The organism is Paenibacillus sp. 2KB_20 (genome assembly GCF_052115765.1).
Classification (GTDB): domain Bacteria; phylum Bacillota; class Bacilli; order Paenibacillales; family Paenibacillaceae; genus Paenibacillus_AQ.
This window is the reverse complement of the sequence record NZ_JBFRHH010000003.1, coordinates 340,905-360,519: the sequence shown is the minus strand read 5'-3', so window position 1 is coordinate 360,519 and position 19,615 is coordinate 340,905. Positions and strand designations below refer to the sequence as shown.

Genomic DNA, 19,615 nt, shown 5'->3' with positions numbered 1-19,615 from the left:
GCCTGATCAAGACTCTAACGTTAACGCATAAGTTAGCATAAAGAGCGTAAAGCGGCCCCCACGGGGGCCGCTTTTTTTAAGATATTGGAAGGTATAAAATTGAAGCATGGGACTTCCTGATATCGCAAGAGAAATCCACTTTTTTATAAAGTTTTTTTGGATTGATGGCGATAGATTGGCATAAATCGGAATCTTGTTTGATAAAATAGTATAAGTAAGGTACAATTTACATTTTAATCAAGCCATCATTCCAGGCGACGTCAGCGCCTAACGCACAGGATACAACTAGAGATATTTCTAAATTTTCGGTGATTGTTCACAAGAAGCGAGGTTTCAATCTTGTGAATGCCAGTGGAATGATGTAATATGTTGGGTATATATACATAGATACAAAGACCCATTTGGTGGAGAGTGATATTCCATGCGCGACAAAGGGACAGAGCGGTGGAGCACCTATGAGCCGTTTTATATTACGTTAAATGATAAAAAGGTAGCCGACATCATCATTACCAATCATGCGAAGAGCCGTTATACGGACCGGGTTCAGGGTAACGACACCTCCCATGAGGAAATCGGGACTTGGATGTGGGAGTGCCTGAAACAGGACCGGATCGTGCCGTATTACCGCAACGAACAGGATGTCTATCTGATTGACGACGACTTGGTGGTTGTGGCGGAGTTTTCGGAGCTGGAGCATGAACGTGATTTGATTGGCAACCCGCTGCACCGGATGATCATTGTAACTTTTTTGGGACGTATGTCAGAAACCATTGAGCTTCGAGACCTGAAGTCGTATTACTCATGGCTTCGCCATTCACGTCGTATGACACTGATTAAGAATAGCCGGAAACGTAAATAAAGAAATAGAGTCATCATATGGCATGCGAGCGTAAGCGCGGATGTCTTTTTTGTATGCTCCGCTCTGATCCGTTACAATGATAATAACAAAGAGAGGCAGCGAGAGGGGAACCGATGCTATGAACTTTCATCAGCTACATATTTTTTATACGGTAGCAGAGCGTGGGAGTTTTTCCGCTGCTGCCCAGGCGCTTCATATGAGCCAGCCCGCTGTGACGATGCAGGTGCAATCGTTGGAGGAATATTTTGGGACAAAGCTCCTCATTCGTTCCACCAAGCGCATGGAATTGTCCGAGGCCGGGAGGACGCTGCTTCCTTTTGCCCGCAAGAGCCTGGAGCTGTCGCAGGAAACGGACGCAGCGATGGCGGCATTCTCAAATAAGCTCCAGGGAAGACTGCAACTGGGGGCTAGCCTGACTATCGGGGAGTACGTGCTGCCTCGATTGCTGGGGCCCTTCGGCCGGGAGTATCCCGATATATCCATCATGCTTAAAGTGATGAACACCACGCAGATTCTCGAGGAAATCGCTGGCCATCAATTGAATTTTGGGCTGATTGAGGCACCTGTCGAGCATCCGGATATGGTCCTGGATTCGGTTATGGAGGATGAACTGAAACTGATCGTTCCTTCCAGCCATCCTTTAGCGACAAGGGAAGATGCGATATATTTGGAGGAGGTGCTGAAGTATCCGTTTGTCCTTCGTGAGAAGGGGTCTGGCACCCGGAAGGTGATGGAGCATGTGCTGCTTATGCGGGGGTACGATCCCGAGAACATCCGGACGGTAATGGAGCTTGGGAGTACGGGAGCGGTGAAATCGGCGGTAGAGGAAGGACTCGGCATTACGATGCTGTCGACCTCAACGGTCAAGCATGAAACGGCGCTCGGCTTAGTCAAAATGATCGATATTGCGGATGCCTCATTTAAACGGAACTTTTATTCCATTCAGTTGCGGTCAGCGCTTCTGCCGATGTCGGCGATGACGTTTTTGGCCTATTTAAGGGAACGCCAGCGAAACCAGCGATAAAGCACACCCGCACATACAACGAAAGGGGATTGAATATCATGGATACATCGATGGATCGGACAGGCTGCGACCTTCACTCCCACACTCAGGCTTCGGACGGGGTGAACACACCTTCGGAGAACGTGCAGCTTGCCTTCGATCGGGGACTTGGGGCGCTAGCTATAACGGATCATGACACCGTAGCTGGTGTCGAGGAAGCGCTGCAAGCCGGAGAACGGCTGAACATGGTCGTGGTCCCTGGCGTAGAAATCAGCACCATGGCATGCGGGACGGATATTCACGTCCTAGGCTATTACATAGATTACCGGGACCCCGTATTTCTGGAGCGGCTGGCAGAGCTCCGTCGCACGAGGGAGAAGCGTAATGAGAAGATCATGAGCAAGCTAAGAGAGCTTGGCATCGAGCTTACGATGGAGGAAGTGATCGCCAGCTTGGGACGGCCGCTGGAACCCGATGAGAGCATCGGCCGCCCGCATATTGCGGATGCGCTGGTCCTGAAGGGCCTTGCTCTCGATCTCAGGGATGCCTTCGACCGTTATCTCGCACAGGGCGCAGCTGCTTATGTGCCGCAGCCGCGGATTCATCCCAAGGAAGCCTGCGAATGGATACGGGAAGCCGGGGGTGTGCCGGTGCTTGCACACCCTGGACTCTACAGCGATGACGCGTTGGTGAGAACGGTCATTGAAGAGGCTGCATTCAAAGGGATTGAAGTCTATCATTCGGACCATGGGGCAGCGGAGGAGAAACGCTACTTGGCCATGGCCGAAGATTACGGCTTGATCGTGACCGCCGGATCGGATTACCATGGTGAGAGGCAGGGCCAGGTATTCCATGGGGATATCGGCAGCCGCCAGGTATCTATCCAGGTGTTGGACCAACTTCAACAGGCGCAGGCAAGGAGCTGAGAACCCGACAATACTGCCGGTTTCGAGCGGATTAAGTTTGTGCGGCTCCGGCGGATTCGTATAGGAGAATCCTGGCATGAGAATAAGAAAAAACGGGCATCCCGGCTGGTCACACGACCTTTCGGGTTACCCGTTTTTTAGTTAAATTAACGATATATCGATGTCTTAGATTATCTTAGTTACGATTGTTTTTTACCGAACTGGGCATCGCCTTGATCCGCTGCTCGTCTGGCGTGACAAACAGCGTTTTCTGATTGTCATAAATGACAAATCCGGGCTTGGCTCCATTCGGCTTGCGTACATGGCGAATGAGTGTGTAGTCGACGGGAACACTGCTCGATTCTTTCGCCTGACTGTAATAAGCAGCCAGCTGTGCCGCTTCCTGCAGCGTTGCATCCCCGTACTCGCTACTGCGGATAACCACGTGGGAGCCCGGGATATCCTTGGTGTGCAGCCATGTATCGTTAGAGGAAGCGAGACGGTTGGTAACGTACTCGTTTTGTAGGTTGTTTTTGCCTACATAAAGCTCGATGCCTTCGGATGAAGTATAGACATGCAGCGTCGGCTTGTCGTTTTTCTTCTTTTTCTTCGCTTTACGATTGCGGTCTCTTAAGTATCCCTGCTGGATCAGCTCTTCCCGGATTTCATCGATGTCGCTCAAGGAAGCATGCGACAGCTGCTGCAGAAGATTCTCGATATAGTTGATCTCTTCGCGGGTTTTGATTAATTGTTCGTCGATGACCGCGAGGCTGTTCTTGTACTTGTTATATTTTTTGAAATAGCGCTGTGCATTGTCCGACGGAGTCAGGAGCGGATCCAACGGGATGGTGACGGTCGCCTGCTCTTCATCATAGAAGTTAACCAGCTGGGCTTCACGGTCGCCCTTCTTAATCTGATGGAGCGAGGCGAAGAGAAGCTCGCCAAAGATACGATACCGGTCGGCATCCCCGGCTTCTTCCAAGTCCTTATTCAGATTATCCAACTTCTTGATGTTCTTCGTCCGTTCATTCTGCAGGAATCGGAGGAGGTCGCTTACCTTCTGTTTAACTGTATCCCGCTGCGCCTTATCCCCGTAATAATCCTCCATGCATCGGCTGACAGACTCGTAGGTTGTGGTTTCGTCCACCAGCAAGGTCAGCGGAATGACGGAGAACACCGATTTCCCCTTGGCATTGACGCCTGTAACGGGCGTATATTGATGGTTACGAACTTGTTCCATGAGTTCATCAAAAACGCTCCACAGGCTGCCGCAATCTTTTTCCCCCTCAACCCCGCTAGCACTGCTTTCTCCTGCACGGTGGGCAATTTCCTGTGCCGCGAGCGGACTGAGGCCGCTGAACGCGCTGACCAACCATGGAACGGCCTGCTCCTCGTTCATCAGACAAGATTCCCGGAAGGCTTCCTGCAAGGTTTCGAGCGGATTCAGCTTGTGCTGCTCCGGCGGATTCGTATAGGCGAATCCTGGCATGACCACGCGATAGCTGCTGATGGCGGGTGTCACATGGTTGATGCCGTCCAGAATGGTGTCGCTTGCTGGGTCGAGCAGAATGATGTTACTGTGTCTGCCCATCAGTTCGACGATGATTTTCTTGGAGGAGATATCCCCAAGTTCGTCGCGCTGCCGGATCGTAATATGGATAATTCGTTCCATACCGACCTGCTGGATGTCCTCGATGATGCCGCTCTCGCAATGCTTGCGCAGAATCATGCAAAACATAGGGGCTTCGGCCGGATTCAGAAAGGTCTCCTGTGTCAGATGAACCCTGGGATACGTGGGGTTTGCGGATAGCAGCAGCTTGGCGTTTCCCTGCTGGGTGCGTATATGAAACACGATGTCCCGATCGTTCGGTTGATATATTTTATTGATCCGTGCGCCCCGGCATGATTGAAGCTCATGCACGATCGCACGTGTGACAATGCCGTCTAATGCCATCCTTCATTCTCCTATCTGTCTGTTACCCTTCCTATCGTACTTCTCTATGATGCCATATTTCCCTTAAAAACTTAAGGCCCCTTCTGTGATAATTCAGGACCTGTCCGAATACATTTACGTAGAAAGGGTGGAAAAGCTGTCATCCGCCGGAGGAAAACAACCGGGAGGGAAAGGAAGCATGGAACAAAAGCAATGGCATCAGATGGATACGGATGAATTGCAGCAAGCGCTGCATATGCATCCGGAGCAGGGCCTCACGGAAGAGGAAACCGGGGAGAGACGAAAAAAAAGCGGCTATAATGAGCTCTCCGAGGGCGTTAAAATTTCTCCATTTGTTCTGTTTCTGAATCAATTTAAGGATTTCATGACGTTGGTGCTCCTTGGAGCCACCCTGGTATCGGGTCTGCTGGGTGAGTATCTGGATGCCGTAACGATTGTAGCCATCATCCTGATCAACGGGATTCTTGGTTTCGTTCAGGAATTCAAGGCGGAACGCTCGCTTCGGGCCTTAAAGCAGCTGTCCGCACCAATGTCCAGGGTCATTCGGGACGGCAAAGTGGTGCAGGTTGCGGCCAGAGAACTCGTCCCTGGCGATGTCGTGCTCGTCGAGAGCGGAGACCGCATTCCGGCCGATGTTCGCTGGCTTGAGATCAACAGCTGCAGCGTCGAGGAATCGGCCTTGACCGGCGAGTCCCTGCCGGTGAATAAACATGCCGAGCCGATCCGCGATGCGGATGTTCCCCTGGGTGACCGGAAGAACATCGGGTTCATGGGCACGATGGTGGTCCGCGGTACGGCGAAGGGTGTTGTCATCCGAACCGGAATGGATACGGAGATGGGCAAAATCGCCGATTTGATCCAGAACACGGAATCCCAGGAGACGCCGCTGCAGCATCGACTGGAGCAGTTGGGCAAAATCCTGATCGCCGTTTCACTGGGGCTTACGATTCTGGTCGTCGTAGCAGGCATTCTGCATGGACAGCCTGCCGCAGGCATGTTCCTTGCAGGAGTCAGTCTTGCGGTTGCGGCCATCCCGGAAGGGCTTCCGGCCATCGTCACGATTGCGCTCGCCCTCGGCGTGCAGCGCATGATTAAGCGCAAAGCGATTGTACGCAAGCTGCCATCCGTGGAAACGCTGGGCTGTGCATCCGTAATCTGTTCGGACAAAACCGGGACGCTCACGCAAAATAAAATGACCGTAACCCAAGTTTGGCTGGGAGGGCGCTCATTGGAAGTGACCGGGCACGGTTATGACCCGACGGGTCAGATCCTTCATAGAGGCAAACCGGTCGAGCTGCGGTCCGACCAGGGCCTGCGCAGATTATTGCAAATCAGCGGTCTGTGCAACAATGCCGAAATCTATGAGAACGTGCAGGAAGAAACGCGGAACAAGCGGAAGAGCAAGGAAGAGCCGACAGCTGCTGCCTGGGAATTAAAAGGGGACCCGACCGAAGGTGCGCTGTTGACGTTATCGTCCAAAATGGGATTGACAAAGGGAAGCCTGAACTCCATCTACCAGAGAGACAAAGAGTTTCCGTTTGATTCGGAGCGAAAGCTGATGTCCGTCATTGTCAGCCATCAGGGCGGACGCTTGCTCTGCACGAAAGGCGCGCCGGATGTGCTGCTAGATGCATGTGCTTATATTATGTGGGACGGAAATGTTGTTCCGCTTACCGCTACGCTCCGTCAGAAGGTGTTTGCCGCCAATGAAGGTATGGCCTCCGATGCGCTGCGCGTGCTTGGTTTGGCTTATCGGGATTTGCGTTCTTATGACAAGCCGGAAACGGAGCAAGAGGCCGAGAGCCAGCTTATCTTTGTCGGGCTGGCCGGGATGATCGATCCGCCGCGCCGTGAAGTGCGCGATGCGATTGCGACATGCCGCCGCGCGGGCATCAAGACCGTCATGATTACGGGCGACCACCGGACCACGGCGGAAGCGATCGCCGCCCAGCTTGGCATCCTGCCAAGGAACGGCCTGTCGTTATCAGGCCAGGAGTTATCCGGGATGGATGACAAAGAGCTGGATGCGAGGGTGGATCAGACCTTTGTTTACGCCCGCGTATCCCCTGAGCATAAGCTCCGCATTGTAAAGTCGCTTCAACGTAAGGGGCATGTGGTTGCCATGACGGGGGACGGCGTGAATGATGCTCCGGCCATCAAAGCGGCGGATATCGGAATTGCCATGGGGATTACCGGGACAGACGTAACGAAGGAAGCGTCTTCGCTTGTGCTCAGTGATGATAATTTCTCCACAATTGTTTCAGCGATTGAGGAGGGGCGCAGCATCTATGAAAATATTCGCAAATTTATCCGCTATTTGCTGGCTTCTAATGTCGGCGAAATTCTGACGATGTTTTTCGCGATGATGATGGGTCTGCCGCTTCCGCTCGTTCCGATCCAGATTCTGTGGGTCAACCTCGTGACAGACGGACTGCCGGCTATGGCGCTCGGGGTGGATCAGCCGGAGAAGGATCTGATGGAGCACAAGCCGCGCGGAGCCAAGGAAAATATTTTTGCCAGACGTCTTGGTTGGAAAATCATCAGCCGCGGCATATTGATCGGCCTGTGTACACTTGGCGCATTTTGGATTACGCTGCGCATCGCGCCGAATGATCCGGGTCAGTTGGCCAAGGCACAGTCCGTTGCCTTTGCGACACTCGTCATGGCCCAACTGATCCATGTGTTTGACTGCCGCAGCTCGCGTTCGATTTTCCATCGCAATCCGCTTCAGAACAAAGCGCTGGTGCTTGCTGTGCTGTCCTCGGTATTGCTGATGCTTGGCGTCATGTACATCGAGGCGTTTCAGCCGATCTTTAAGACCGTTCCATTGAATTTGAAGGAATGGGCACTGACACTCGTGGCCGCCGGCATTCCTACCTTCCTGATGGGAGCGGGAAGCGTGTGGGGAGGCAGACGAAACCGCAACCGGAACCGCCGCAGCATGATGACGAAGAGTGCAAATATTTCGGCATAAATTGAATGGATAGCCCATCACCTCTGCGATATGCTAAGCACGAGCATAGCAATTGCAGAGGAGATGGGTTTTATGATGGAATTTACGAAAATGCATGGACTTGGCAACGACTTCGTTGTCGTATACGGCGAGCAAGAACTTCCATCCCATGCATCCGAATGGGCCGTGAAGCTGTGCAATCGCTTTTTCGGCATCGGTGCAGACGGACTTGTATATATTTTGCCTTCCACGAAGGCTGACTTCATGATGCGCATAATGAACTCAGATGGTTCCGAAGCGGAACAATGCGGCAACGCCATTCGTTGTGTAGCGAAGTATGTGTATGATCACGGCCATATTGAACGAGAGGAGATTACCATTGAAACCATCGGCGCCGGGGTACAGCAAGTACGCCTTACGGTGCAGGATGGTCAAGTGAGCAGCGTGCGGGTCGATATGGGTGAACCGGTCCTGAATGGACTGAGCGTGCCTACATTGATCGATCTCCATCCGGTGGTGAATCATCCAATTGAAGTGGACGGCCAGGATTTCCGCTTCACCGCGGTGTCCATGGGCAATCCGCACTGCGTCATTTATGTGGACGATGCCATTAACTTCGATCTCGGTGAATGGGGACCTAAGCTTGAGGTACATCCGCTGTTCCCGAGAAAGATTAACGTGGAGTTTGCGACGGTGAATTCACGGGGCCAAGTGGACATGCGGGTATGGGAGCGTGGTGCAGGACCGACCTTGGCCTGCGGCACCGGCGCCTGCGCAACTTTGGTATCCTCGGTACTGAACGGATTGACAGATCGCAGCGCAACGATCTCTCTTAAAGGCGGGGACTTGTTTATCGAGTGGGATGAGTCCGACAATCATGTGTACATGACAGGGCCAGCCGAGGTCGTGTACGCAGGCACGATTGCCTTGTAGAGCATCCGCCAGCCGTTACAATCCCGCCCGCAAAAGTGAAAAAACAGTATGATCTAAAGATTGTCCATTAGGGGTGGACACGTTAGGGAGGCCTTCTGAAGGCTTCCCTTTTGTCTCTTTATCTTTTGAGAGGTTTTATGATACATTAGTTGAAAATAAACGTCGGGTGGAGGAGAAACGCGATGAAACCGAATCTTCGGCAGGCATGGGAGAATCAGGTACTGGTCGGTGACGGCGCGATGGGTACTTATTTATATCAAAAAGGATTTCCTGTAGGCATATCATATGAAGAACTGAATTTAACCTCTCCGGAGGTCATCGGAAACGTTCATCGCCAGTATGCTGAGGCTGGTGCCCAGGTCATTGAGACGAACACGTTCTCTGCCAATTATGACAAGCTGTCCAAATACGGTTTGGAGGCGAAGGTAGGAGAGATTAACCGCGCAGGCGTGAGAATTGCGCGTGAAGCTGCCGGCGATCACGGATATGTAGTGGGTGCGGTAGGCTCCATTCGTGCAGGCAAAAGAAGCAACATTTCCACGAGCGAGCTCAAGCGTTACTTCGAAGAGCAGCTGTCGGTACTCATATCGGAAGGCGTTGACGGCATTCTGCTCGAAACGTTTTATGACGTGGACGAGATTCAATTGGCTTTGGCGCAGGCTCGGATGCTTAGCGATCTGCCGGTGATCTGCCAGTTTGCGGTAGAGGATATTGCCCGTACACTGGACGGCTTCACGATGCCGGATGCTTACCGCATCCTGAGTCAAGAAGGTGCGGACGTGATCGGCTTTAACTGCCGGACGGGTCCAAACGGTATCATGCGCGCACTTGAAACCCTGAACGGCATTATGAATCTTCCGGCTTCGGTCTACCCAAATGCGGGGATCGCTGATTATGTGGATGGGGAATACCTTTATGGTGCGAGTCCCGAGTATTTCGGCAAGACGGCTTTGGAGTTTGCGAAACGTGGTGCCCGGATTGTCGGCGGCTGCTGCGGAACGACACCGGAGCATATCGCCGAAATATCATCGGCGTTGTCCGATTACGTACCCGCTCCGCTTCCTGCCGTCGAAGAGGCTGAAGTCAACCGGATCGTGATTCACGAGACAGCCCAAGAGCAATTTTACGAGCGCATCGGGGAGCCGACGATTGTCGATATCGTGAAGGAACGTCATACCGTTATCGTCGAGCTGGACCCTCCAAGGGATCTGGATATCACCAAGTTCATGAAGGGTGCGGAAGCGTTGAAAAAAGCGGGAGCCGATGCGCTGACCCTTGCAGATAACTCGCTGGCCGTAACCCGTATGAGCAACATGGCGCTCGGCCATCTAGTACAAGCACGCACGGGACTGCGGCCGCTGATCCACATCGCTTGCCGTGACCGAAACCTGATCGGCACGCAGTCGCACATGATGGGCTTTGATGCGCTTGGCATCGACCATGTGCTTGCGGTGACGGGGGATCCGGCACGCTTCGGGGATTTGCCGGATTCCAGCTCGGTGTACGACATGACCTCATTTGAAATCATCCGCATGATCAAACAGCTGAACGACGGCATTGCTTTTTCCGGAAAGCCGCTTAAGCAGAAGGCCAAATTCGTTGTCGGCGCAGCGTTTAATCCCAATGTAAGGCATCTGGACAAAGCGGTTGCCCGCTTGGAGAAGAAGATTGCGTCGGGTGCGGATTATGTGATGACACAGCCTGTGTACGATCCCGAGTTAATGGTTAGGCTGAGGGAAGCGACGGCACATCTGGATATTCCGATCTTTATCGGCATCATGCCGCTGGCAAGCGGACGGAACGCGGAATACCTGCATAATGAGGTACCGGGCATTCAACTGTCGGACGAAGTCCGCAGCCGCATGGCCGGACTTGAAGGTGAAGCGGGCCGGGCGATGGGTGTCAAGATCGGCAAGGAGCTGCTGGATGTTGCAACAGAGCATTTTAACGGCATATACTTAATGACGCCGTTTATGTTCTATGAAATGAGCGTACAATTAATGGAGTATGTCTGGGAGAAATCGGGCCGTCGATTGACCCCCTTGTTTCATTAATAATTATCAATTACAATAGTGTAATGGATGTGATTCCGATGTCATTGAGCATGACCGGATATGGGCAATCCGTTGTCGATTTTCAAGGTTACAGTATCTCTTTCGAAGTGAAGTCAGTCAATCATCGGTATTGTGAAATCGTCTTTCGTATGCCCCGTGAGTGGGCTTGCTTCGAGGATTCACTTCGACGGGCGGTACAGAGCCGAATTGGACGCGGGCGGATTGATGTTTATATTAACAAGGAAAACAACGGCGAGTCCCAGGGTGCTGTGCTGAACCACGCCATGGTTCAGGCGTATTTACAGGCAGCCGAGGATTTGAAGTCATATGGAATCAAGGGAGATCTGGCGGTGCGGGATATTTTGTCGCTGCCAGATGTTCTTGTTAGTCCGAGCGGACTTCCCATGGATGAAGCGCAGCAGAAGTTATGGAATGATGCGCTTCTTCAAGGTCTTAAACAAGCGCTGGAGGGTCTGATTCAGATGCGCAGCAGGGAAGGTTCTTTTCTCGTGAAGGATATCGGGCAGAGGTTAGACCGATTGCAGCTGCTTCACCGAGAGATGACCGAATTTGCTCCTGAAGTTCCGGAAGAGTACCGGAAGCGTCTGCGGCAGCGCATAGAATCTCTTGATGACGGGTCGCTTGCTGTTGATGAACATATATTCGGAATGGAAGTTGCCCTGTTTGCTGAACGTTCTAATGTGGACGAGGAGTTGATTCGACTTCACAGTCATTTGGAACAATGCAGAGAGCTGCTTCATCAGAAAAGCCCTGTAGGCCGTAAACTTGATTTTCTGATTCAAGAAATGAACAGAGAAGTCAATACGATTGGATCGAAAGCCAATCATCTGACTCTGGTAAACCGTGTTGTCGAAATGAAAGCGGAACTGGAGAAGATTCGTGAACAAGCCGCTAATGTGGAATGACCGCAGCTTCATCGGCAAGTAAGAGTCAAATGTATAGGGGGAGCAACCGCACAATGGCAATCAAACTTATTAATATTGGCTTCGGAAACATCGTATCGGCCAATCGGATCATCTCTATCGTGAGTCCTGAATCGGCTCCGATCAAGAGGATCATTCAAGAAGCACGGGACCGTCATATGCTGATTGATGCTACATATGGCCGAAGGACACGAGCTGTTATCATTACGGATAGCGACCACGTGATTTTATCGGCTGTGCAGCCAGAAACGGTGGCTCACCGTCTGTCCAGCAAAGATGACGACAACGACGAATAAGATGAGGAGTACTATGTCTAGAGGATTATTGATTGTATTGTCCGGTCCTTCCGGGGTGGGAAAAGGAACCGTCTGTACGGCACTTCGCAGCCTGGTTCCAGAGCTGGTGTATTCGGTGTCGGCTACGACACGTTCACCGCGGCTCGGCGAGGTACATGGTGTGAACTATTTTTTCAAAAGTCGGGAACAATTCATGGATATGATTGAGAACGACCAGCTTCTCGAATATGCGGAATACGTCGGGAACTATTATGGAACCCCGCGTGATTTTGTGGAAGAAACTTTAGCCTCCGGCAAGGATATTATACTGGAGATCGAAGTGCAGGGTGCGCTGAAGGTCAAGGAGAAGTTTCCAGAAGGTATCTTTGTGTTTCTGATGCCGCCGTCGCTGGATGAACTGAAAGATCGGATCCAGGGACGTGGGACAGAGAGTCAAGCTACCATCGACCACCGCATGTCCGTAGCGGTTGACGAAATCAATTTACTGCAGCATTATGATTATGCGGTAGTGAACGATGAAATCAATCTCGCTTGTGAGAGAATACAATCTATCATTATTGCCGAACATTGTAAGGTGAGAAAGTAACCTGTCTTTTCATAGACGGCGTTAACTTTCAAGTAAAAGAAGAAGAGGTGCTTCGACCGTGTTATATCCATCCATTGATGAAATGATGAATAAAGTAGACAGTAAATATTCTCTTGTGGTTGCGGCTTCCCGCCGTGCACGCCAATTGCGTGAAGGCGGAGTCAGCGAGTTGAAGAATCCGAAATCCCATAAGTTTGTTGGTGTCGCTCTGGAAGAAATCTATGGCGATTACGTGAAAATCGAGCGGGGACAGGACTAAGACCTTTTTTCAATATTTGAATATCATGCGTTAGCGCGCGAAAATGTGACAACCGAAAGGTTGTTATTTTTTTGAGAAGATATGAGAATATAGCCTTTACACTATGGAAAGCGGGGGATTGTCATGTTGAACGGAAAAGTCATTGTGCTTGGCGTTACAGGTGGCATTGCCGCGTATAAAGCAGCGACTTTATGCAGCAGGCTTGTCCAGAGGGGAGCGGATGTGCATGTCATTATGACGGAATCCGCGAAGCAGTTCATTCCGGAATTAACGCTTCAAACGCTGACTAAAAACCCGGTTTATAGCGATACCTTTGATGAACGGGACCCATCGGTCGTCTCGCATATCCATTTGGCTGATTTGGCCGATTTGGTATTGATCGCTCCGGCCACAGCCAATGTCATCGGCAAGATGGCACATGGCCTGGCGGATGACATGCTGACCACAACGCTGCTCGCGACCACGGCTCCTGTCATGATCTCGCCGGCAATGAACGTGCATATGTACACGCACCCGGCCGTCATGGCGAATATGGAGACGCTGGTCTCCCGCGGGGTATCCATGATTGAACCCGGAGAAGGGCTTCTTGCTTGCGGATATGTCGGTAAGGGACGGATGGAAGAGCCCGATACGATTGTTGACGTGGTTGACCGGTTTTTCCGAGATCGTGCCGCACAACCTGTGGCGTTGAATGAGGAAATGGCGAGCAGCTCGACAGGCATATTGCATGGTAAAAAGGTAGTTGTCACGGCCGGCGGCACGATCGAACGCATTGATCCGGTCCGGTATATAACGAATGATTCTTCCGGAAAAATGGGGTTTGCGATTGCGAAAGTGGCCAAGCAGCTGGGAGCGGATGTTCACCTCATTGCCGCTCATACCGATGAAGCTCCGCCAGAGGGAATCAAGACGGAAAAGGTGGAATCGGCTCAAGATATGTACGATGCGGTGCAACGCGTGTTCGATCATAGCGATATCGTGGTCAAGGCAGCAGCGGTTGCCGATTATCGGCCTGCTGAGGTAGCAACATCAAAGATCAAAAAGCGCGGGGAGACGATGACGCTGGATCTTGTCAAGACAACGGACATTCTGGAGAGCCTGGGACGCCAAAAAACCACCCAGTTCTTAATCGGGTTTGCCGCTGAGACCGATACGGTGGAGCAGTTTGCCAGAGAAAAGCTGAAACGCAAAAATTGCGATCTGATCGTTGCTAACGATGTTACACAGGAAGGAGCAGGCTTCCGCACGGATACGAACAGCGTTCATATCTTTGATGCAGAAGGGCTGGTCCTGCAGCTTCCCGTGATGTCCAAGGAGGAAGTGGCCCAGAGGCTGTTAACGCTGGCGGCTGATCGGTTGTCCGGGAGGTCATCCTGATGGAAATGGCACGAGTGATTGTGGACGTGCCGTCCAAGGATACGGACCGGCCTTTTGATTATTTAATCCCTGAGGAGCTCCGCCCATGGGTCGAGGTAGGCAGCCGGGTCGGCGTGCCGTTCGGGCATCGTACGCTTCAGGGGTTTGTGGTCTCTCTGCATCCCCGGCCCGAGATGGATACGGCGAAAATGAAGCCGATTCAGGAAGTGCTCGATGTGATGCCGCCGCTGTCGCCTGAACTGATTGAGCTTGGAGAATGGATGAAGGAGCGGTATGCATGCCGCTATATATCGGTTCTGCAGTCGATGCTGCCAACGGCGCTGAAAGGGAAGGCTGAGCGGTACATTTCCATTGGCGATTCAGACACGTCTCCGACGGATGAAACCGACGGATTATTTGCGCTCCTGCCCGAGAGTGAGTCGGAACAGGAGATCATCCGCTTTGTCAGTCAGAGAGGCGAGGTTTCGCTCCAGCAGTTAACGCGGGCATTTCCGGATGGGGCTGCCACCATCAAAGCACTGATCGGCCGTGGACGGCTGAGTGAATATCAGCAAATCAAGGATAAACTGCAGAAAAAAACGGTGAAAGCGGTAGAGCTTGCCGTATCGAGCGAGGAAGCGCATCTGGCGCTTGCCTCATTTCCGGCCAAGGCCCAGCGCCAGAAGGAAGTGCTCCAGTATATTTTGGAAATGGAAGCATTTCTGCCGATATCGCAGAAGGATCTGCTACAGGCGCTGGGCGTCACCGCAGGCACCGTGAAGGCGCTGGCGGACAAAGGGCTGATTACCCTTGAGGATATCGAAGTGTTCCGTGACCCCTATCGGGGGCGGCATTTTACGCCTAGCACCCCATTAGCGCTCACACCGGAGCAGCAAGCGGTGTACCGCAGCATCGTGCACAAGCTGGATGAACGCAAGCATGGCGTGTTTCTTCTCCACGGGGTAACAGGCAGCGGCAAGACCGAAATCTACCTGCAAACGATTCAGCGATGCCTCGAACAGGAGCGCCAGGCGATTGTGCTGGTGCCTGAAATATCGCTGACACCCCAAATGGTGGAACGATTCAAAGCCCGTTTTGGCGATCGCGTAGCTGTCATGCACAGCCGGCTTTCAGATGGGGAGCGTTACGATGAATGGCGGAAAATAAGGGAAGGCCGGGCGTCCGTTGTCGTGGGCGCACGATCGGCAGTGTTTGCGCCGTTTGACCGTCTGGGCTTGATCATTATGGATGAAGAGCATGAAGGTTCCTATAAGCAGGAAGAGACGCCGAAGTACCATGCCAGGGATGTTGCGATTCACCGTGCCCAGCTGACCGGTGCAGCCGTCATTTTGGGTTCGGCAACGCCTTCGCTGGAGAGTTACCATGCGGCGAGATCGCAAGCTCAGGATGATTTTGCGCCTCATCTGCTGGAGATGCCGAGCCGTGCGCTGGGCAACAAGCTGCCTGAGGTCCAGGTCGTGGATATGCGAGAGGAGCTGCGAGAAGGAAATCGCTCGATGTTTAGCCGCTCCCTGCATGCCGCGATTTCGGCAAGGCTGGAACGCGGGGAACAGACGGTACTGCTGCTGAATCGGCGGGGCTACTCCACGTTTGTCATGTGCCGGAGCTGCGGATATGTGGCAGGCTGTCCGGAATGCGACATATCGCTAACCTATCATCAGAAATCGAATAATTTGCGCTGCCATTATTGCGGTTATGCCGCACAAGCGCCGGAGGTTTGCCCGGATTGCGGAAGTGAACATATACGCTATTTCGGTACGGGAACGCAACGTGTCGAGGAAGAATTGGCCAAGCTGTTTCCCGGCATTCGCGTCATTCGGATGGACGTGGATACCACGACCGAGAAGGGTTCCCATGAGAAGCTGCTGAAGCAGTTTCGGGATAAAAAAGGGGACGTGCTGCTAGGTACCCAGATGGTCGCCAAAGGCCTGGATTTCCCCGATGTCACCTTGGTCGGTGTCATTACAGCCGATTCGGCGCTGAACCTGCCCGATTTCCGGGCGGCAGAGAAGACGTTTCAGTTGCTGACGCAGGTTGCCGGAAGAGCAGGACGCCATCATCTGCCGGGTGAAGTGGTTATCCAATCCTATACACCCGAGCATTATTCGATTATTCATGCAAGCAGCCATGATTATTTATCGTTTGTCAAGGACGAGCTGAAGCACCGCAAAGCGCTCCATTATCCGCCGTATTGCAGGCTGATCCTGGTGACGCTGTCGCATGAACAGCTGCCGCTGCTGGTAAGAATGGCGGAGAATTTTGCCGCGACCATCAAAAGCGAATCCGACCGCCGGGGATGGTTTGGGAGTCTGGACCGATTCGACGCTAGCGCGCTCGATATATTGGGCCCGGTAGCCTCCCCTATTCCGCGGTTGAAAAATAGATACAGATTTCAATGTATGATAAAATGGCGGGGAACGATGGATGCTGTCTCGCTGGTACGTTCGGTTGCCGAGAAGCTTCAGGATTCGGCGCGGGACAGCAAGCTCCAGATCAGTATTGACGTAGATCCGCAAATGTTAATGTAATTCAGCATATAATGATGAAAAGCACAAGGATGGTGTCATAGACATGGCGATTCGTATTATCGTTAAAGAACCGGATGAGGTTCTTCATAAAAAGGCAAAGGAAGTTACCAAAATTACGCCGAATGTTCAGAAGCTCCTGGACGATATGGCCGATACCATGTACGATGCGGAAGGCGTTGGATTAGCTGCGCCGCAGGTCGGCATTCTGAAGCGTCTGATCGTGATCGATGCCGGTGACGAGCACGGTTTGATCAAAATGATCAATCCGGAGATCGTGGAGAGCGAAGGCGAGCAATTCGGACCGGAGGGCTGCCTGAGCATTCCGGGATGGAACGGGGATGTGCGCCGTGCGGAGAAAGTGACGGTTAAGGGGCTTGATCGTGAAGGCAAAGAGCTTATCATTACGGGTACCGGGCTGCTTGCGAGAGCGTTTCAGCATGAAATCGATCATCTGAACGGGGTGCTGTTTACGGAAATCGCTGATCGGGTGTATGAGTATGTTCCGGAACAGCCGAGAAATGAGCTGGAGAATCGATGAATATTGTATTTATGGGCACCCCGGCCTTTGCAGTACCCAGCCTGGAAATGTTGATTGCCAAAGGTTATTCCATAGCTGCCGTTGTTACGCAGCCTGACCGTCCGCAAGGGCGTAAAAAAGTGCTAACCCCAACACCGGTTAAGGAAGCCGCTCTTCGTCACGGCATCCCGGTGCTGCAGCCTCAGCGGCTGCGGAATCCGGAAGCCGTGGCCGAGCTGGCCCGATATAAGCCTGATTTGATCGTCACGGCCGCCTATGGCCAAATCCTGCCGAAATCAGTGCTGGATATGCCGTCACTCGGTTGTCTTAATGTCCACGGCTCGCTGCTCCCCGCTTATCGGGGAGGAGCTCCGATTCAGCGCAGCATCATCAACGGAGAATCCGTAACAGGCATCACCCTGATGTATATGGCTGAGGGGCTCGACACGGGGGACATGATCGCACGGACCGAGGTTCCCATTGAAGATGACGATACGGCCGGAACGATGTTCGAGAAGCTGAGCCAAGCCGGTGCGGAGCTGCTCCTGCGGGAGCTGCCGCGGCTCGTGAAGGGCAAGGTGGAGGCCGAGCCCCAGGATGAAACGAAGGCAACGTATGCTCCGAACCTGACCCGGGATGACGAGAAGATCGACTGGAATCGCACTTCCCGCGAAATTTACAATCAAATTCGCGGTCTGGTTCCTTTCTCCGGTGGATTTACGCTGTGGAACGGGGAAGTGTTCAAAGTATGGGCAGCGGCTAAGCCGGACAGCGCTCAGAAGCCATCTGGCGATGCACAGCCCGGAACCGTGCTGGAGCTGCATGAGAAGGGGATCATCGTGAAAACAGGCGACGGCGCGCTGACGCTGCTTAGGGTTCAGCCCAGCGGCAAGAAGGCAATGGATGCAGCGCAATTCGTGCGCGGGACGAGCTTGACGGCCGGGACGGTGCTGACGTGAGCGGAAACCGCAGCCCGAAGGGGCGTCAGGACTCCCCCAGAGAGCTGGCGATGAATGTATTAACACAGGTTGAGCAGGAGGGGGCGTACAGCAATCTTCTGCTCAACACCGCCTTGCAGAAGTCCTCGCTTGCGAAGAGCGACGCCGGACTTGCTACAGAGCTGATCTATGGCACGATCTCGCGACTGAACACGCTCGATTATTTTTTGGACAAGTTTGTCAATAAAGGGGTACAGAAGCTGCAGCCGTGGGTAAGGGCACTGCTTCGCATCAGTCTGTATCAGGTCGTATATCTGGATCGGATTCCGGATCACGCGGTTGTCAGCGAGGCCGTTAATCTGGCGAAGCGCCGCGGGCATCAAGGGATTTCCGGTATGGTGAACGGGGTGCTTCGGAATATTTTGCGTCAGAAGGAAAGCTTGGCGATCCCTGAGAATATGCCGGCGGCCCAGCGCATTTCTCTGCTGCATTCCCATCCGCAGTGGCTGGTGGAGCGCTGGATATCCCAGTACGGGATCGAGACGACAGAGGCAATCTGTGCCGCGAACAATGAACCGCCGGTTGTCAGCGTTAGGGTGAACACCACGATGATCAGCCGGGAGGACATGCTGGCATTAATGAGCAGCCACGGCCTCGATGCCACCCCTTCGTCGCTTAGCCCCTATGGGATTGTCGTAAAAGGAGCGGGCAATATGGCCTTGACCGATTGGTATCGGGACGGGATGATCTCGATCCAGGATGAAAGCTCCATGCTGGTCGCCGAGGCTGTCAAGCCAGAGGCGGGAATGCGGGTGCTGGATTGCTGTGCAGCCCCGGGCGGGAAAAGTGCCCACATGGGCGAACTGATGAAGGATGAAGGCAGCATTGTTGCCAACGACATCCATGCCCATAAAGGCAAGCTGATATCGGATCAGGCCAGCCGTTTGGGACTGGACAGCATTTCGATCGTGACTGGTGACGCGCTGGATTTGGTTGACCGCTTCGAGCCTGCGTCTTTTGACCGAATTTTGCTGGATGCTCCATGCTCGGGCCTTGGCGTAATCCGTCGCAAGCCTGATCTGAAGTGGGGCAAGTCACAGGAGGACATACATGAAATTGCAGCGCTTCAGCTAAGGCTGCTGGAGTCGGTCTCCACGTTACTTCGTCCCGGAGGACTCTTGGTGTACAGCACGTGTACGATTGAGCCGCTGGAGAATGAAGGCGTTGTATCTGCTTTTCTGGAAGGCCATTCCGAGTTTGACATCCCGAAAGACGGTCTTGGAGCCTTAAGCCGGCTGGGAGAGAAATCGCTTCAGCGTGGAGGCGGGATTCAAATTCTGCCCCAGCACTATCACAGTGACGGCTTTTACATTGCAAGACTCGGCAGACGCCCCTCTTAGGGTGTCCGCCGCCATGACTATAGTCGTATCCCGCCAATGCCGGCGGGTTTTCCTCTTTTACCGTCTCTTTTATTTATGTTAGAATAGGAAGAATGAAAAAAGAGATGCA

Annotated in this window: 16 protein-coding genes; 15 read left to right on the top strand and 1 reads right to left on the bottom strand. The window is 52.9% G+C overall.

What is annotated here, in order from left to right:
• Positions 1-421 precede the first annotated feature (421 nt).
• From AB4124_RS11020 to AB4124_RS11010, 3 genes are all read left to right on the top strand, one after another.
• On the top strand, positions 422-859 hold the full coding sequence (locus tag AB4124_RS11020) for a hypothetical protein (protein WP_076320722.1): 438 nt from the start codon (positions 422-424) through the stop codon (positions 857-859).
• A 118-nt stretch (positions 860-977) separates the two neighbouring features.
• Positions 978-1,883 carry a selenium metabolism-associated LysR family transcriptional regulator gene (locus AB4124_RS11015; RefSeq protein WP_441972845.1) on the top strand — a complete coding sequence of 302 codons (906 nt, stop codon included), beginning with the start codon at positions 978-980 and terminating at the stop codon, positions 1,881-1,883.
• A gap of 38 nt (positions 1,884-1,921) precedes the next feature.
• A complete protein-coding gene (locus AB4124_RS11010; protein WP_441972843.1) occupies positions 1,922-2,788 on the top strand; it encodes a PHP domain-containing protein in 867 nt (288 codons plus the stop codon).
• 175 nt (positions 2,789-2,963) lie between these two features.
• Here AB4124_RS11010 and AB4124_RS11005 read toward each other — a convergent pair whose 3' ends face one another.
• Entirely contained in the window at positions 2,964-4,721 is a 1,758-nt protein-coding gene (locus AB4124_RS11005; RefSeq protein ID WP_430112828.1) for an Rqc2 family fibronectin-binding protein, read from the bottom strand.
• A gap of 178 nt (positions 4,722-4,899) precedes the next feature.
• On the opposite strand from AB4124_RS11005, the gene AB4124_RS11000 reads away from it, so the two are divergent.
• From AB4124_RS11000 to rsmB, 12 genes are all read left to right on the top strand, one after another.
• On the top strand, positions 4,900-7,695 hold the full coding sequence (locus AB4124_RS11000) for a calcium-translocating P-type ATPase, SERCA-type (protein WP_430112829.1): 2,796 nt from the start codon (positions 4,900-4,902) through the stop codon (positions 7,693-7,695).
• A 75-nt stretch (positions 7,696-7,770) separates the two neighbouring features.
• On the top strand, positions 7,771-8,607 hold the full coding sequence (dapF, locus tag AB4124_RS10995) for a diaminopimelate epimerase (RefSeq protein ID WP_430113150.1): 837 nt from the start codon (positions 7,771-7,773) through the stop codon (positions 8,605-8,607).
• Positions 8,608-8,789: 182 nt separating this feature from the next.
• Positions 8,790-10,661 (top strand): bifunctional homocysteine S-methyltransferase/methylenetetrahydrofolate reductase, encoded by a 1,872-nt coding sequence (locus AB4124_RS10990; RefSeq protein WP_430112830.1) that lies wholly within the window; start codon positions 8,790-8,792, stop codon positions 10,659-10,661.
• A 38-nt stretch (positions 10,662-10,699) separates the two neighbouring features.
• Positions 10,700-11,587 (top strand): YicC/YloC family endoribonuclease, encoded by an 888-nt coding sequence (locus AB4124_RS10985; protein ID WP_430112833.1) that lies wholly within the window; start codon positions 10,700-10,702, stop codon positions 11,585-11,587.
• A 53-nt stretch (positions 11,588-11,640) separates the two neighbouring features.
• Positions 11,641-11,901: an extracellular matrix/biofilm regulator RemA gene (gene remA, locus AB4124_RS10980; protein WP_006209218.1), complete on the top strand. Its 261-nt coding sequence runs from the start codon at positions 11,641-11,643 to the stop codon at positions 11,899-11,901.
• Between the two features lie 13 nt (positions 11,902-11,914).
• Positions 11,915-12,487, top strand: a complete 573-nt coding sequence (gene gmk, locus AB4124_RS10975; protein ID WP_076320728.1) for a guanylate kinase — start codon at positions 11,915-11,917, stop codon at positions 12,485-12,487.
• 58 nt (positions 12,488-12,545) lie between these two features.
• The gene (rpoZ, locus tag AB4124_RS10970) at positions 12,546-12,746 is read left to right on the top strand and encodes a DNA-directed RNA polymerase subunit omega (protein WP_076320729.1); all 201 of its coding nucleotides are present in this window, start codon (positions 12,546-12,548) and stop codon (positions 12,744-12,746) included.
• Positions 12,747-12,869: 123 nt separating this feature from the next.
• Complete coding sequence (gene coaBC / locus AB4124_RS10965) at positions 12,870-14,123, top strand: bifunctional phosphopantothenoylcysteine decarboxylase/phosphopantothenate--cysteine ligase CoaBC (RefSeq protein ID WP_213645286.1); 1,254 nt, start codon at positions 12,870-12,872, stop codon at positions 14,121-14,123.
• On the top strand, positions 14,123-16,651 hold the full coding sequence (gene priA / locus AB4124_RS10960; RefSeq protein WP_076320730.1) for a primosomal protein N': 2,529 nt from the start codon (positions 14,123-14,125) through the stop codon (positions 16,649-16,651). The genes coaBC and priA overlap by 1 nt, the downstream gene beginning before the upstream one ends.
• A 43-nt stretch (positions 16,652-16,694) precedes the next feature.
• Positions 16,695-17,189, top strand: a complete 495-nt coding sequence (gene def / locus AB4124_RS10955) for a peptide deformylase (protein WP_430112839.1) — start codon at positions 16,695-16,697, stop codon at positions 17,187-17,189.
• Complete coding sequence (gene fmt / locus AB4124_RS10950; protein WP_441972838.1) at positions 17,186-18,127, top strand: methionyl-tRNA formyltransferase; 942 nt, start codon at positions 17,186-17,188, stop codon at positions 18,125-18,127. Before def ends, fmt begins: the two co-directional genes overlap by 4 nt.
• The gene (gene rsmB, locus AB4124_RS10945) at positions 18,124-19,506 is read left to right on the top strand and encodes a 16S rRNA (cytosine(967)-C(5))-methyltransferase RsmB (protein ID WP_441972836.1); all 1,383 of its coding nucleotides are present in this window, start codon (positions 18,124-18,126) and stop codon (positions 19,504-19,506) included. Before fmt ends, rsmB begins: the two co-directional genes overlap by 4 nt.
• Positions 19,507-19,615: the final 109 nt, after the last annotated feature.